General features: G+C 63.2%; 17 protein-coding genes and 1 pseudogene. 11 read left to right on the top strand and 7 right to left on the bottom strand.

Annotated features, from left to right (window positions below):
* Nucleotide 1 precedes the first annotated feature (1 nt).
* Nucleotides 2-157, bottom strand: a pseudogene (locus tag I8746_RS27110) (DNA polymerase V subunit UmuC); the annotation flags it as partial.
* On the opposite strand from I8746_RS27110, the gene I8746_RS27105 reads away from it, so the two are divergent.
* Both I8746_RS27105 and pbpG read left to right on the top strand, forming a co-directional pair.
* Nucleotides 157-489, top strand: coding sequence for a tyrosine-type recombinase/integrase (locus I8746_RS27105; protein ID WP_080756726.1), 333 nt, complete (start codon nt 157-159; stop codon nt 487-489). The pseudogene I8746_RS27110 and the gene I8746_RS27105 overlap by 1 nt on opposite strands.
* A gap of 193 nt (nt 490-682) precedes the next feature.
* Entirely contained in the window at nt 683-1,609 is a 927-nt protein-coding gene (gene pbpG / locus I8746_RS08960) for a D-alanyl-D-alanine endopeptidase (protein ID WP_012051929.1), read from the top strand.
* A gap of 270 nt (nt 1,610-1,879) precedes the next feature.
* On the opposite strand, the gene I8746_RS08955 is transcribed toward pbpG, so the two are convergent.
* Nucleotides 1,880-2,326 carry a hypothetical protein gene (locus I8746_RS08955; protein WP_221100466.1) on the bottom strand — a complete coding sequence of 149 codons (447 nt, stop codon included), beginning with the start codon at nt 2,324-2,326 and terminating at the stop codon, nt 1,880-1,882.
* Between the two features lie 174 nt (nt 2,327-2,500).
* Between I8746_RS08955 and I8746_RS08950 the strand changes: the two genes are divergently transcribed.
* From I8746_RS08950 to I8746_RS08910, 9 genes are all read left to right on the top strand, one after another.
* Nucleotides 2,501-3,835, top strand: a complete 1,335-nt coding sequence (locus I8746_RS08950) for a lysine N(6)-hydroxylase/L-ornithine N(5)-oxygenase family protein (RefSeq protein WP_221100465.1) — start codon at nt 2,501-2,503, stop codon at nt 3,833-3,835.
* Nucleotides 3,836-4,012: 177 nt separating this feature from the next.
* Nucleotides 4,013-5,206 (top strand): PepSY domain-containing protein, encoded by a 1,194-nt coding sequence (locus I8746_RS08945; RefSeq protein WP_221100464.1) that lies wholly within the window; start codon nt 4,013-4,015, stop codon nt 5,204-5,206.
* The gene (locus I8746_RS08940; protein WP_014859351.1) at nt 5,203-5,742 is read left to right on the top strand and encodes a hypothetical protein; all 540 of its coding nucleotides are present in this window, start codon (nt 5,203-5,205) and stop codon (nt 5,740-5,742) included. The genes I8746_RS08945 and I8746_RS08940 overlap by 4 nt, the downstream gene beginning before the upstream one ends.
* A complete protein-coding gene (locus I8746_RS08935) occupies nt 5,739-6,059 on the top strand; it encodes a hypothetical protein (RefSeq protein WP_003256211.1) in 321 nt (106 codons plus the stop codon). Before I8746_RS08940 ends, I8746_RS08935 begins: the two co-directional genes overlap by 4 nt.
* A complete protein-coding gene (locus I8746_RS08930; protein WP_221100463.1) occupies nt 6,056-6,625 on the top strand; it encodes a DUF6162 family protein in 570 nt (189 codons plus the stop codon). Before I8746_RS08935 ends, I8746_RS08930 begins: the two co-directional genes overlap by 4 nt.
* Before the next feature lie 16 nt (nt 6,626-6,641).
* On the top strand, nt 6,642-7,544 hold the full coding sequence (locus tag I8746_RS08925; protein WP_014756191.1) for a metal ABC transporter substrate-binding protein: 903 nt from the start codon (nt 6,642-6,644) through the stop codon (nt 7,542-7,544).
* Nucleotides 7,541-8,287, top strand: a complete 747-nt coding sequence (locus I8746_RS08920) for a metal ABC transporter ATP-binding protein (protein WP_012051924.1) — start codon at nt 7,541-7,543, stop codon at nt 8,285-8,287. Before I8746_RS08925 ends, I8746_RS08920 begins: the two co-directional genes overlap by 4 nt.
* Nucleotides 8,287-9,186 (top strand): metal ABC transporter permease, encoded by a 900-nt coding sequence (locus tag I8746_RS08915; protein WP_003256215.1) that lies wholly within the window; start codon nt 8,287-8,289, stop codon nt 9,184-9,186. The genes I8746_RS08920 and I8746_RS08915 overlap by 1 nt, the downstream gene beginning before the upstream one ends.
* Nucleotides 9,183-10,046 (top strand): metal ABC transporter solute-binding protein, Zn/Mn family, encoded by an 864-nt coding sequence (locus I8746_RS08910; RefSeq protein WP_221100462.1) that lies wholly within the window; start codon nt 9,183-9,185, stop codon nt 10,044-10,046. The genes I8746_RS08915 and I8746_RS08910 overlap by 4 nt, the downstream gene beginning before the upstream one ends.
* Before the next feature lie 224 nt (nt 10,047-10,270).
* On the opposite strand, the gene I8746_RS08905 is transcribed toward I8746_RS08910, so the two are convergent.
* The 5 genes from I8746_RS08905 to I8746_RS08885 form a co-directional block, all read right to left on the bottom strand.
* A complete protein-coding gene (locus I8746_RS08905; protein ID WP_144000228.1) occupies nt 10,271-11,323 on the bottom strand; it encodes a DUF1615 domain-containing protein in 1,053 nt (350 codons plus the stop codon).
* A gap of 26 nt (nt 11,324-11,349) precedes the next feature.
* Nucleotides 11,350-11,901 (bottom strand): isochorismatase family protein, encoded by a 552-nt coding sequence (locus I8746_RS08900; RefSeq protein WP_003256219.1) that lies wholly within the window; start codon nt 11,899-11,901, stop codon nt 11,350-11,352.
* A 57-nt stretch (nt 11,902-11,958) separates the two neighbouring features.
* Nucleotides 11,959-12,678 carry a thioesterase II family protein gene (locus I8746_RS08895; RefSeq protein ID WP_012051920.1) on the bottom strand — a complete coding sequence of 240 codons (720 nt, stop codon included), beginning with the start codon at nt 12,676-12,678 and terminating at the stop codon, nt 11,959-11,961.
* Nucleotides 12,675-12,896, bottom strand: a complete 222-nt coding sequence (locus tag I8746_RS08890; protein WP_003256222.1) for an MbtH family protein — start codon at nt 12,894-12,896, stop codon at nt 12,675-12,677. Before I8746_RS08890 ends, I8746_RS08895 begins: the two co-directional genes overlap by 4 nt.
* A gap of 134 nt (nt 12,897-13,030) precedes the next feature.
* Nucleotides 13,031-13,432, bottom strand: a complete 402-nt coding sequence (locus tag I8746_RS08885; protein WP_003256224.1) for a hypothetical protein — start codon at nt 13,430-13,432, stop codon at nt 13,031-13,033.
* Nucleotides 13,433-13,438: the final 6 nt, after the last annotated feature.

The raw sequence follows: 13,438 nt of genomic DNA, 5'->3' as shown, positions 1-13,438 counted from the left end.
ATTGCTTGAGCGCAAACAAGTCCTCTGCCAACTCACCGGGTTGCCGCAAGTCCATCAGCAGCACCTCTGCCTTGCTGTACCGAAAACCGGGCCTGAAGATACGGTCGACCGCCTTTGAGGCAAATCGGGTCATCCGCAGCGTGTCGCAGGTTGGGTATGCGCACGGGCGAGATTATGTCGCTGCGCCGGGATGAGGTCGACGTCGAGAAAAAGACGGCTCACATCTGCCGGATCGTGGTTGAAAAGCAGGCAGTCGAGCGGACCAAGACGAAATACACCCGCACCGTAATGTTGAACAGCCGGGCTCTTGGCGCACTGGCAAGGGCCAGAGAGATCGCGCAATACCGCTCGAAGCAGAAGCGCCGCGTCTCGACGGAGTCGCCATTCATCTTCCAACCTTCTGGCTCGTCACCACGAATCCAGCGTTCATTGCTAGGTAGCTTGGGCGCTCGGTGCAGGTGCTTCTCTCGACCTACGCCAAGTGGTTGAATTCTGCCAACGATTGGACGGAACTGGCGAAGCTGGAAAAGAACGTAATGGGTACAGGATTAAATATCGTTCACCTTGCGCCCTTTAGTCATAAGGCATTCGACAGCAATTCAGCCATACTCCAAAATGCATCGGTTTTAGGGGGAAAACCCTTGCACAGCCAACGACATACCAACTTTTAGTGAGCCTCAACGTGAAAACATCCCTGTCCATCCTCAGCCTGCTGCTGTTGCTCACAGGTACCGCGACCCTTCCGTCGACTGCTGCTGCACAACCCCCGGCCCAGGTTCAACGTGACCCCTCCAAACTGCATCTGGCTTCAGGCAGCGCTCTGCTGATCGACCTGAACAGCAACCAGGAGCTGTATTCAAGCCATGCCGACCGCGTGGTGCCAATCGCTTCGGTGACCAAACTGATGACGGCGATGGTGGTGCTGGATGCCAAGCTGCCCATGGATGAAATGCTCACCATGACCATTGCCAACAACCCGGAGATGAAAGGTGTGTACTCGCGCGTGCGCCTGGGCAGCCAGCTGGACCGCCGCGAAACCCTGCTGATTACCCTGATGTCGTCGGAAAACCGTGCGGCCAATAGCCTGGCCAACGCCTACCCCGGCGGCTATCCGGCGTTCATCAAGGCAATGAATGCCAAAGCCCGCAGCCTGGGAATGGCCCACACCCGTTATGTTGAGCCGACCGGCCTGTCGACGCAGAACGTATCCACTGCCCGCGACCTGGCCAAGCTGCTGATGGCCTCGCGCAAGTACCCCATGCTGAGCGAGCTGTCGACCACCCGCGAAAAGACCGTCGCCTTCCGCAAGCCCAACTACACCCTGGGCTTCCGTAACACCGACCACCTGGTGAACAAAAGCAACTGGGATATCAAGTTGACCAAGACCGGCTTCACCAACGAGGCCGGGCACTGCCTGGTATTGCTGACCCGTATGGATAACCGCCCGGTGGCCATGGTCATTCTCGATGCCTTCGGTAAGTACACCCACTTCGCCGATGCCAGCCGCATGCGTCAATGGCTGGAAACCGGTGCCGCCAAGCCGGCACCGGCAGTGGCCATGCAGTACAAGGCCGACCGGCAGAACAAGGGGCGGTTGGCGGCCGAATGACCGCCATTTCCTGGCGCGTGCGGGCTTGTTGGCGAAACAGACAACGCGGTGGATAGTACGGGCTTCGCCCGTGTTCGCGGGTAAACCCGCGCCTACGACGGCCTGCGCCCGATCACCAATGTGTGTGTGTCCAACCCTGATCAGGTGTAGGAGCGGGTTTACCCGCGAATACGGTCGCGGCGGCAACGCTGAACGGCGGGTGGAAATTGGCCAGCAGGGCCGGCCCATTCGCGGGTAAACCCGCTCCTACAGCGGCCTGTGCATGTCCAGTCAGGCCGTAGCGCTGACCATCCCGCCCGCACTGCTGCCGCCCTCTTGCTGCAACAGTTCCAGCAACTGCGCCGTGGCCGCCATGATCTGCCCATTGAGGGTAGCAATGCTCGCCTGCTTGGCACCAACCGCTGCTGCTTTCGCAGCCTCGTCCATCTTGCTGTTCTGCAATGCAGCCAACTGTTTCTGTTCCTCTGCCAATTGCTTCTGCAGATCCTTGATCAGTTGACGCAGCTCGCTCACAGCCCCCGACTCGCCACTGCCTTCTGCGTCGATGGATTGCGCCTGGCTACCCGCCGACACCTTCATGCTGTCACTGCTGATGCTCAACGGCCCCACCGCCTCATCGGCCTGTTTCGCCTGTTCACGCTCGGTTGCTGCGTTCGCGCTCAGCGTCTGCGCTGAAACACCATTGATCATCAGGTTGCTTGCCGTGATACCGCTCATGTCGATTCCCTGCCTGAAAGATTGGTCCTTGCCGTAACCAACACATCGGCCGCCTCACGCTGTTCTTTAGCCCGCTTAAATTCCCCCTCGGCTGGCTCGTTCCAACTCATGTACTTGCGCAGGAGCCGGAGCCCCGGCGGGCGTCCATATTCGACCATTCAGGGAATCGCAGCCATGAGCCAGTCTTCACAGCAGGAAACCATCAAAGACATGATCGGCGTGGGCTTCGGCCCCTCCAACCTGGCCTTGGCCATCGCCCTGGAAGAACTCGCCGAATCCCGGGGCCATGCACTCGACGCACTGTTCATCGACAAGCAGCAAGACTACCACTGGCACGGCGAGACCTTGGCTACCCAGAGCGAGTTGCAGATCTCGTTCCTCAAGGACCTGGTGTCGCTGCGCACCCCGACCAGCCCTTACAGCTTCGTCAACTACCTGCACCAGAAGCAGCGCCTGGCCGACTTCATCAACCTCGGCACCTTTTACCCCTGCCGCCTGGAGTACAACGACTACCTGCGCTGGGCCGCCGAGCATTTCGCCTCCCAGGCGGTGTATGGGCAGGAAGTGTTGCGCATCGAACCGCACTTGCATGCAGGCCGGGTCCAACACCTGTGCGTGATCACGCGTGACAAACAAGGCCGCGAATACAGCCGCGCCACCCGCTCAGTGGTGGTGGGCAGCGGTGGCACGCCGAAAATCCCGGAAAACTTCGGCGCCTTCAAGGACGACCCGCGAGTCTTCCACCACTCGCAGTACCTGAGCAGCCTGACCAAACTGCCGTGCACGGCTGGCACACCCATGCGCATTGCCGTGATCGGCTCAGGCCAGAGCGCCGCCGAGGCGTTCATCGACCTCAACGACAGCTACCCGTCAGTCAAGGTCGACATGATTCTGCGCGGCTCGGCCCTCAAGCCCGCCGACGACAGCCCCTTCGTCAACGAGATCTTCTCGCCCGACTATACCGACCTGGTCTACAACGAACCGGCCGAACAGCGCAGCAAACTGCTGGGCGAATACCACAACACCAACTACTCGGTGGTCGACCTCAACCTGATCGAGCGCATCTACGGCATCCTCTACCGGCAGAAGGTTGCCCATCAGCACCGCCACAACGTGCTGTGCCGGCGCCAGGTGGAAGCGGTGGTGGCCACCCGCGAAGGCCTGGAACTGACCCTGCGCGACCTCGCCACCGGCCAGCAGCAAACCCACCGCTACGATGCCGTTATCCTCGCCACCGGTTACGAGCGCCGCTCGCACCGCGAATTGCTCGCGCCGCTGGCCGATTACCTGGAGGACTTCAGCGTCGACCGCAACTACCGCGTACTGGCCAGCCCGGACCTGCAAGCCTCGGTGTACCTGCAGGGCTTCTGCGAAAACAGCCACGGCCTGAGTGACACCCTGCTTTCGGTCCTGCCGGCACGCGCTGCGGAAATTGGCCGAGCGCTGTACCAGGACCTGGAGCAGTTGCACGAAAAGCCCCAAGCAGCCGTGGCACTGACCCGCGCCTGACCCCTCTCTACAACCAGCCATCAAGGCCGGACTGGTGCCTCGTGCGCAGTCCGGTGTTTGTGCTTTGAAACATTTGCTTTCATTTTAACCTGCAGGTTTTCGATTCTCATTCGTCCTTATCAGTACAGCACTCTTTGGTTGGCACATGCTCGACCACCCATAGCAGAAGACCGTCTGATGGCCCAAACACCGAAAAAATCCAAATCCAAGCTGTGGTTCCTGGTCCACAGCTGGCTCGCCTTGCCGATCTGGTTCTTTGTCCTGATCGTCTGCTTCACCGGCATGCTCGCCGTGGTCAGCCAGGAAATCGTCTGGCTCGCCGATCCGGCTGTGCGCGCCAACAAGCCAGACGCGGACACCGAGCGCATGAGCTTTCAGCAGGTACTGGAGGCCTTGAACAAGGCCGAGCCGGACATGGTGGTGGAACGCCTGAGCCAGCCAGATGGTTCGCACTTCGCGGTGAAAGCCAATGTCACACTGCCTGACGGCACCAGCCCGACGCTGTATGTAAACCCCTACACCGGAACCATTCAGGGCAAGACCCCGGACTTCAACTTCGAAGCCTTCACCCGCGCCCTGCACGGTTGGTGGCTGGTGCCGTTCACCAACGGTTTCAGCTGGGGCTGGTACCTGGTCTCGCTGCTCGGCCTGCCGATGCTCGCCTCGCTGGTCACCGGCCTGGTAGTTTACAAGAAGTTCTGGAAAGGCTTTTTCAAACCCGTGCGTACCGGCCATGGTTCGCGAATTTTCTGGGGTGACCTGCACCGTCTGTCCGGGGTGTGGTCAATCTGGTTCATTGCAGTCATTTCCGTCACCGGCACCTGGTTCCTGATCCAGGCGATCCTGTCCGACAACCACATCACCCTTTCCAGCCAGCCCATCGTGCCGGTGATCGCCCGTGAGGAAGTGCCACAAACGCCAGATGGCAGCCCCGCCTCGCGCATCGACCTGGATGAGGCGGCACGCCTTGCCGGGCTGGCGATCCCGGGGCTGGAAGTGACCTCCATCTCGCTCCCCGCCACTGCCTACAGCCACGTCATGCTGTCTGGCCCGGGCTGGTACCCGTTGATGTTCCAGAGTGCGTCGGTAAATCCGTACACACGCAATGTCGACAGCCAGTTCCTGATCAGCGACCGTTCGGCCCTGGAGTTCGTCACCGAGTCCATGCGCCCGCTGCACACCGGCGACTTTGGCGGTTTGCCGATCAAGCTGGTGTGGTTCTTCTTCGGCCTGATCCTCACCCTGATGGTGCTCAGCGGCCTGCTGATCTGGACCAAGCGCACCGCCCAGGCCACCGCCGCGGCCCTCAAGCGCAGCGAGCGCGCTCCGCGTGCAGTACACAGTGAAACCACCGTGGAGATCCATTCATGAGCCAGGCCCAGGCCCTGCCCGCCAGCCCGCTGAAGCAGCTTTGGCTGAAGTGGCGTTTTCACCTGAACATCCTGCTGATCCTGATCCCGCTGGGCTTCATGCCCAAGTACTTCGCCGACGCCAGGCTGTTCCGCGGCGACGCCGGCCTTGGCGCCAACGTGATCAGTGACATCCAGGTCGGCCCTTACAGCCTCGACCTTGCTGAACTGCGTGACGAGGCGCCACGCGCCGACGGCCCCGCCGGCTACTTCAAATCGTTCAATGCATCGCTGTGCAAGGCCTGCATAAAAAACGTCAAGGCAGCCTACCTGCGCATCGGCAAGCCAAGAAGCCTGCGCGCCGCCGGCACCATTTTCTTCGGCGCACCTTACAACATGGGCACCTCGTTGCCGATTCCGCCGCGTACCAAACCCGACGCGCACATCTGGATCACCCTGGAAGGCTGGGACGGCAGCATGCACCAGGCGTCGATCCCCCTGGCCAAGGCATCGCCAGCCACTGTGGCATGGCTCGAGAAACAAGGAGAAAACAAATGAATCACCGGATGCGCACCCTGGCGCTGCCCTTGCTGGTACTGGTCGCCGGCCCTGCGCTGGCGCACAACCCGATGTGCGAATGCGAAGAACTGGCCAGCGGTCAGGTCAAGTGCACCGGCGGTTTCTCGGACGGCAGCGGTGCCCCCGGAGTGACCCTGGACGTGATTGGTTATGACGAACAGGTGCTGGTCGGCGGCAAGCTTGGCGACGACTCGACGCTGACCTTCAAACGCCCGGACGGCGAATTCTACGTGCTGTTCGATGCTGGCCCCGGGCACGTGGTGGAAGTGGACTACGCCGATATCGCCCAGCCATGAGCCGCGCCCACGTCATTCGCCCGGCCGGTGCCGGGCACGAAACCCTGTACGTGCTGCTGGCAAGCTTGCTGATCGTGGTGCTCGCCGCCAGCGTGGTGCTGCTGCGCGGTGAGCGCGAGGACGAACAGGCCATCGCCAGCCACCAGATCGACGCCCGCCGCGACCTCACCGCCGCCGAGCAAGGCCTGTACACCGACCTGCGGGTAGCCTTCGACGAGATCCAGCTCCTGCGCGAAGAAAACGCCGTCACGCCCAGCGTAAAGGCCCTGGTCGAAGAAGGCCTGCCGCCGTTCGTGGTCGATGCCGGCAGCCAAAGCCGTGGCAGCCACCAATGGTCATGGCTGGAACCCGGCGCTTACCTGGGCCGCAGCCAGGCCCCGGAAGTGGCCGCCAGCCTGCTGCTGATCCTGCCACCCGACAGCACAGGCCAAGCCGATATCTGGCTGCGCCGCGACAGCGCCGCCGTGATCCCGGACGACCTCGGCCAGGCCGCCCTGATCGCAGCTGGCTGGCAACAGGTGGTCAGCCACTACGACGCCGGGGTCACCCGCGAACACCGTCACTGAACCCAAGGACCCGCCCATGTTTCGCTCCGCCCTCGCCCTGCTCCTGTCCCTTGCCCTGCCGGCAATGGCCCTGGCCGATAACAGCAAGCCGCTGCGAATCGGCATCACCCTGCACCCCTACTACAGCTACGTGAGCAATATTGTCGGCGACAAGGCCGAGGTGGTTCCCCTGATTCCGGCGGGCTTCAACCCGCACGCCTACGAGCCGCGGGCCGAGGACATCAAGCGCATCGGCACGCTGGACGTGGTGGTGCTCAACGGTGTTGGCCATGACGATTTCGCAGACCGCATGATCGCCACCAGCGAAAAACCCGACATTGCCACTATCGAAGCCAATCAGAACGTGCCGCTGCTGGCGGCCACTGGCATCGCCGCGCGCGGTGCCGGCAAGGTGGTCAACCCGCACACCTTTCTGTCGATCAGCACCACCATCGCCCAAGTGAACAACATCGCCCGTGAACTGGGCAAGCTCGACCCGGACAACGCCAAGTTGTACACGCAAAACGCCCGTGCCTACGCCAAGCGCCTGCGCGCCCTGCGTGCCGAAGCCCTGGCCAAGGTCACCGAAGCCCCTGGCGCAACGTTCCGGGTCGCCACCATCCATGCTGCCTATGACTACCTGGTGCGCGACTTCGGTCTGGAGGTGACCGCCGTCGTCGAGCCGGCCCATGGCATCGAGCCCAGCCCGGCGCAGCTGAAAAAAACCATCGACCAGCTCAAGGTACTGGACGTGCGGGTGATCTTCTCGGAAATGGACTTCCCGTCGGCCTATGTCGAAACCATTCAGCGTGAGTCCGGCGTACGCCTGTATCCGTTGACGCATATCTCCTACGGCGATTACACCAAGGACAAGTACGAGGTGGAAATGAAGCGCAACCTCGACACGGTGGTCCGCGCCATTCAGGAGAACCGCGCATGACCGCTGCCGCCAACCTGGCGACAGCCTGCGGGCCGCGCATCGAGTTCACTGGCATCGACCTGACCTTGGGGCGCACGCGTATCCTCGAACAGGTCAGTTTCAGCGTGGCAGCAGGCAGCGTGCACGCCATCGTCGGCCCCAACGGCGGCGGCAAGAGCTCGTTGATCAAGACCCTGCTCGGGCAGATGCCACACCAGGGCCAGTTGACCTTGCATTGGCCTGGTGAGCGCGAAGTGATTGGCTACGTGCCGCAGGCACTGGAGTTCGACCGCGGCCTGCCCATGACCGTGGACGACTTCATGGCCGCCATGTGCCAGCGCCGCCCGGCCTTCCTCGGCCTGTCGCGGCGCGTGAAGCCAGCCATTGATGCAGCCTTGGTTCAGGTTGGCATGCTCGACAAGCGCACGCGGCGCATGGGTGCATTGTCCGGCGGTGAGCGCCAGCGCGTGCTGCTGGCCCAAGGCCTGATCCCCGAGCCGCAGTTGCTGGTGCTGGACGAACCGATGTCGGCCCTCGATGAAGCCGGAATCCAGGTGTTCGAACAGTTATTGCAGGGCTGGCGCCAGGCCGGCACTACCGTTCTGTGGATCGAGCATGACCTGGAAGCCGTGTTGCGTCTGGCGGACCGGGTAACAGGCCTTAACCGCCAGGTGCTGTTCGATGCACCGCCTGCCCAGGCCCTGACTCCGGAGCGTCTGCTCGGTCTGTTCTCCGTTCACCCGCGTAGCGAGAGCCTTGCCTGATGAGTTTTGAAATCTTTCGCCAAACGGTCCAGGACTGGGCCACTGCCGGCTATCTGCCCGAGGCGCTGGCCTACGGCTTCGTGGTCAACGCCCTGTTGGCCGGCCTGATGATCGGCCCGGTGTTGGGCGGCCTGGGTACCTTGGTGGTGGTCAAGCGCTTTGCCTTCTTCTCCGAAGCGGTCGGCCATGCGGCGCTGACCGGCGTGGCCATCGGTATCCTGCTGGGTGAGCCCTATACCGGCCCGTACGGCAGCCTGTTCGGCTACTGCCTGCTGTTCGGCATCCTGCTCAACTTCCTGCGCAACCGTACCGGGCTGTCGCCGGACACACTGATTGGCGTGTTCCTGTCGGTGTCGCTGGCGCTGGGCGCCAGCCTGCTGCTGATGCTGGCAGGCAAGATCAACGTGCACATCCTCGAGAACGTGCTGTTCGGCTCGGTGCTGACCGTTAGCGCCCAGGACTTGCTCGTGCTGGGCATCGTCGCGGCGCTGGTGCTGGCCTTGGCGCTGCCGCTGTACAACCGCATCATGCTGGCCAGTTTCAACCCGCAGCTGGCGGCTGTACGCGGGGTAGCGGTGAAGACCCTGGACTATCTGTTCGTGGTGCTGGTGACGTTGGTGACCGTGGCTGCGGTGAAGGTGATCGGGGCCATCCTGGTCGGTGCGCTGCTGGTCATCCCGGCTGCCGCCGCTCGCCTGGTCAGCCAGTCGCTCAAGGGCTTTTTCTTCCTGTCGGTGCTGATTGCCACCATCAGTACCCTGCTCGGTATTTTGCTGCCGATTGTTTTCGACCTGCCGGTGCCGTCAGGGGCCGCGATCATCCTGGTCGCCGGCATCTGCTTTGCCCTGGCCGCCCTGGCCCGCGCCCTCGTTCCCCGCCTGCAAGGAAACCCGGCATGAACTTCAAACACCTGACCCTGACGCTGGCACTGGCCGGCCTGCCGTCCCTGTCTTTCGCCACGCAAGTGCTGACGACCCTGCCCGTCACCCACAGCCTGGCCAGCGCCCTGCTCGACGGCACTGCGGTGCAGCTTCAGCAGGCAGCACCGGCCAACCTGCCTGCCAGCCGCCAACCGTCGTATTTCAGCGGGCGTGGTGGCGCAGGCCTGCACAAGGCCGCCCAGCAGGCAGATGCGGTGATCGGGGTGCGTTCGATCTGGCGTGACGACCCGCTGTACCCGATGGCCCGACGCAGCAATATCCGCATTGTCGAGATCGATGCCGCGCGACCGGTGGATGGCGCACTGCCGGGCATTGCGGTGAACGGTGACGATGCCTATGGTGCTTACCCCTGGCTCAACCCGACCAACCTCGGACGCATGGCCGACGTGGTGGCCAATGACCTGGAGCGCCTGGCGCCGGACGACAAGGCAAAGATCCAGGGCAACCTGGCAGGGCTCAAGCGCCAATTGCTGGAGCTCTCGGCCAGCAGCCAGACGCGGCTGGCCAAAGTCGACAACCTGACTGTGGTGAGCCTGTCGGAGCGGCTGGGGTATCTGGTCAACGGGTTGAACCTGGATGCGGTCGAGCAGCCACTGCCGGCCGAATGGGATGCGGCCGCCCTCAAGGCGCTGGGGGAGAACCTGAAGGCGCAGGACGTGGCGCTGGTGCTGGACCATCGTCAGCCTGAAGCGGCAGTGGCCGAGGTGATCAAGGCGGCCGGGGCCAAGCTGGTGGTGGTGGAGAGTGACCCTGAAGATGCGATTGCGGGGCTCAAAGCCAGCGTTGACCAAGTGGTTGGGGCATTGGGCGGGCGCTGATCGGACAAGCCCGCGCGGTGGATGGCACGGGCTTCGCCCGTGTTCGCGGGCAAGCCCGCTCCTACATTGGACACGCGTCGGTGGTTGGGCACAGGCCGTCGTGTAGGAGCGGGTTTACCCGCGAAGAGGCCGGGCCTGCTGGCCAAGCTCCACCCGCCGATCACCGTTGCCGCCGCCACCGTATTCGCGTGCAAGCCCGCTCAAGGATCGCGGTTGCTGCCAGGCTAACGCTTCATGCACCGCTGATAGCGCTCATCCACCCGCCCGGCAAACCAGGCCGTGGTCAGCTTGCGGGTAATCTTCGGGCTCTTCAGCTCGATGCCCGGTAACACTGCGCGGGGCACCGGTTTGCCGGCTTTGGCATCCGCCAGGGCGAACACCCCGCTGTACAGCTTGCTGTCCTCGAACGCCAGGCTGTCGGCCTCCTCCAGCTGGCTTCGGATCTGCGGGTTACGCAGCCCCAGCTTCACCCCCAGCTTGCGCGCGGCCAGTTCAGTCGTCCCCGGCATGATCGCCCCTGGCGCCACCAGGTCGCCGTCCAGTGCCAGCTTCACCCCCGTGACCTTGCTCAATGCCGCCTGGAATGCCGCATTGCGGCTGGCGTACCAGCCTGCGTTGAAATCGGCGAAACGGTAAAGCTGGCGCTCGTAGTTGGCCGGGTAGCCCAACAGGTGGGCAATACCGAAGTACATGCCGCCGCGCCGGCTGAACACTTCCTGGCGAATCGTGCCTTCATGGCTGTAGGGATAATCCCTCGCATGCTTTTCGGCAAAATCGATGCTGACTTGCATCGGCCCGCCGGTGTGCACCGGATTCAGCCCGCCCAGCAAGGTCTTGCCCAGCGGCACGCGAGCAACGACTTCGTCGTACAGTTCGCTCAACTGCTTTTCGCTGCGCACCGTCTGCAACCGCTGCTGGTAGCTCTTGCCGTTGACCGACGGCGTCTTCAGCGCACCGTCGACCAGCAATTTGGGAATATGCAGGCGCGCAGCGCGGCGGTCGATCTCCTGGCGAGCGATACGCCCAAGGTTGGGCACCTGCGGGTCCGCAGTGAAGGTCGACTCCTGTTCGGTCACCGCCAGCACTGCGCACAGGTTACTTTTACTGGGCGCTATGCGCTGGGCTTCGAAGGCTGCCTGGATATCGTTGGCCCAACCCTCGCGGTCCTTGACCTGGGCGGGTAACAGCCGCAGGAGCTGCGCACGGATTTTGGCCGGGTCCGCTTCGGGTGCTTCTTCGCGGCGCCCGGCGCAGCCTTGCAACAGCACCAGGGCCATCACCGAAATGGCCAGTAACCGGCCGTTCAGGGCTGTTCACCGACCAGATAGGTTTTGCTGATGTGGCGGAACTGCGGGTGCCCGGCACTGCCCATCAATTCGAACAGCACCATCTCGCGGGTCACTACCTGCGCACCGGCGGCACGCATGCGCGCCAGGCCTGCGGCCTTGCTGGCCGGGGTGCGGCTGTCGCAGGCATCCTCGACCACGAATACTTGCTTGCCCAGCGCCAGCAGGCCGAGCACGGTCTGCAGCACACAGACATGGGTTTCCATGCCGCAGACGATCACCTGCTCGCGCGCCATCAAACTGGCCGGCAGGCACTCGGCGGCCACGCAGGAAAAGTGACTTTTTTCCACCACTTCGGCTGCCGGCGCTGCGGCCAGCAGTTCGGCCAGGGTATGGCCCAGGCCTTTGGGGTACTGCTCGGAAATCACCGTCGGCAGCGCCAGCTCGGCAGTCGCCGCCAGCAACCAGCGGGCCCGTGCCCGAGTGCCTTCGGGGTCGCTCATGGCACCGATCAGTTTTTCCTGGATGTCGACGACCAGCAGCGTGGCCTTGAGTGGATCGATCAGCATTGTCTGCCTCTTGCCTGGGAAAAACCCTAGCCTCCCCCAGGCAAGCGGTGACGTCAATCAGGCGGACAGCCGAAGCGGTTGCAGCGACGCGGTCAGCGCAGCGAGCACACGGTCTTCCTGCTCATGGATGAAGAAATGGCCACCCGGGAACATCTGCAGCGAGAACGCGCCTTGGGTTTCACTGCGCCATGCCCGCAGTTGCTCATCGCTGGCCCGGTCTTCCACGCCGCCCAGCACATGCAGTGGGCACTGCAACGCCGGTCGCTGCCGGTATGTGTAAGTGCCGCACAGCAGAAAATCGGCGCGCAAGGTCGGCAAGGTCAGGCTCATCAGCTCAGCGTTGACCAGCACTTCCTCAGGCGTGCCCTGCAGCGCGCGCAACTCGCTGATCAGCTCGGCGTCGCTCTTGGGCTCGCGCCAGTTGTTGCCGTCGTAGTCCTCACGCCGGGTAGGTGCCGCGGTGCCGCAGGCGAACAAGGCCAGCGGCGCCGGGCAGCCCAATGCCTGCAGCTCATGGGCCAGCTCGAAGGCCAGCAGCGCACCCAGGCTGTGACCGAGCAACGCATAAGGAGCGCTTGCCGTCAGGCGCTGCTCGCTGGCCAATTGCCGAGCCAGCACTTGCATGTCGGTGTGCAGCGACTCTGCCATGCGCGCCCCCCGCCCAGGCAATTCCACCGGGCGCACCTGCAACCAGGCCGGCAGCTTGCGCCGCCAGCGGCTGTAGACCATGGCGCTGGCCCCGGAGTACGGCAGGCACAGCAGGTTCAGCACGGTCACTGGGCGGCAGCTTCGGCCATTTTCTGGCGCAGGCTCAGCGGGCGCATGTCGGTCCAGACTTCATCGATGTAGGCCAGGCAGTCCTTCTTCAGGCCGCTTTTGCCCACGGCTCGCCAGCCGTTGGGGATGGCTTTGTAGTCCGGCCAGATCGAGTATTGCTCTTCGTGGTTGACCACTACCTGGAACTGGATATCGTCGCGGTCGAAAACGGAAGTCATTGCCTGTCTCCTTAAATGATGATGCCGCTGCGCGCCTGGCGCAGGGTGGCTTTCAAGTAGACGTAGCAAGCGTTGTAAAAATTAAAGGAACTGACGCGCCCCTGTGTGGGAGCGACCGGTGCTGGTATCAACGCTCAGGTATCACGCAACAGGTCATGCGTATCGAGCAACCGGAACGCAACCTGCGGATTACGCTCCAGCCCGCGCCGGATTGCCGCCGGGATAGACTGCCGGGTCTTGCGACACAGCCCGGGTTGCTCGTCCAGCTCGATGACGATGCCGCGCATGGTCCGTACCTCGTTGTAACCGGGGGCGATGTGCACGCGGATGCCGAGGTTTTCGTACAGGCGCTGCTGCAGACGTTGAAGGTCTTCCAGGTCCCTCAGGTTTTCCAGGCGTTCGAGCAGGCGTTTTTCTTCCTGCCGGGTCAGCAAGAGGATGCGCTGGGCGGCCTGCGGATGGTCGGCCAATTGCTCGCGGCCGCAGACGCAGGCGCCAGGGGGGCAAGGTTGGCGTAAAGGAACGGGCGTACTCATAGGGCA

Origin of the sequence: Pseudomonas sp. USTB-Z (genome assembly GCF_019691255.1) — a bacterium.
In the GTDB taxonomy this organism is placed as follows: Bacteria; Pseudomonadota; Gammaproteobacteria; order Pseudomonadales; family Pseudomonadaceae; genus Aquipseudomonas; species Aquipseudomonas alloputida.
The sequence above is the reverse complement of the archived record's forward strand: the minus strand, read 5'-3'. Positions and strand labels throughout refer to the sequence as shown.

Bases quoted from the DNA above. Each gene is read 5' to 3' on its own strand.
- I8746_RS27105 (WP_080756726.1), top strand. From the start codon at position 157: ATGCGCACGGGCGAGATTATGTCGCTGCGCCGGGATGAGGTCGACGTC.
- I8746_RS08955 (WP_221100466.1), bottom strand. From the start codon at position 2,326: ATGAGCGGTATCACGGCAAGCAACCTGATGATCAATGGTGTTTCAGCG.
- I8746_RS08950 (WP_221100465.1), top strand. From the start codon at position 2,501: ATGAGCCAGTCTTCACAGCAGGAAACCATCAAAGACATGATCGGCGTG.
- I8746_RS08945 (WP_221100464.1), top strand. From the start codon at position 4,013: ATGGCCCAAACACCGAAAAAATCCAAATCCAAGCTGTGGTTCCTGGTC.
- I8746_RS08940 (WP_014859351.1), top strand. From the start codon at position 5,203: ATGAGCCAGGCCCAGGCCCTGCCCGCCAGCCCGCTGAAGCAGCTTTGG.
- I8746_RS08935 (WP_003256211.1), top strand. From the start codon at position 5,739: ATGAATCACCGGATGCGCACCCTGGCGCTGCCCTTGCTGGTACTGGTC.
- I8746_RS08930 (WP_221100463.1), top strand. From the start codon at position 6,056: ATGAGCCGCGCCCACGTCATTCGCCCGGCCGGTGCCGGGCACGAAACC.
- I8746_RS08925 (WP_014756191.1), top strand. From the start codon at position 6,642: ATGTTTCGCTCCGCCCTCGCCCTGCTCCTGTCCCTTGCCCTGCCGGCA.
- I8746_RS08920 (WP_012051924.1), top strand. From the start codon at position 7,541: ATGACCGCTGCCGCCAACCTGGCGACAGCCTGCGGGCCGCGCATCGAG.
- I8746_RS08915 (WP_003256215.1), top strand. From the start codon at position 8,287: ATGAGTTTTGAAATCTTTCGCCAAACGGTCCAGGACTGGGCCACTGCC.
- I8746_RS08910 (WP_221100462.1), top strand. From the start codon at position 9,183: ATGAACTTCAAACACCTGACCCTGACGCTGGCACTGGCCGGCCTGCCG.
- I8746_RS08905 (WP_144000228.1), bottom strand. From the start codon at position 11,323: ATGGCCCTGGTGCTGTTGCAAGGCTGCGCCGGGCGCCGCGAAGAAGCA.
- I8746_RS08900 (WP_003256219.1), bottom strand. From the start codon at position 11,901: ATGCTGATCGATCCACTCAAGGCCACGCTGCTGGTCGTCGACATCCAG.
- I8746_RS08890 (WP_003256222.1), bottom strand. From the start codon at position 12,896: ATGACTTCCGTTTTCGACCGCGACGATATCCAGTTCCAGGTAGTGGTC.
- I8746_RS08885 (WP_003256224.1), bottom strand. From the start codon at position 13,432: ATGAGTACGCCCGTTCCTTTACGCCAACCTTGCCCCCCTGGCGCCTGC.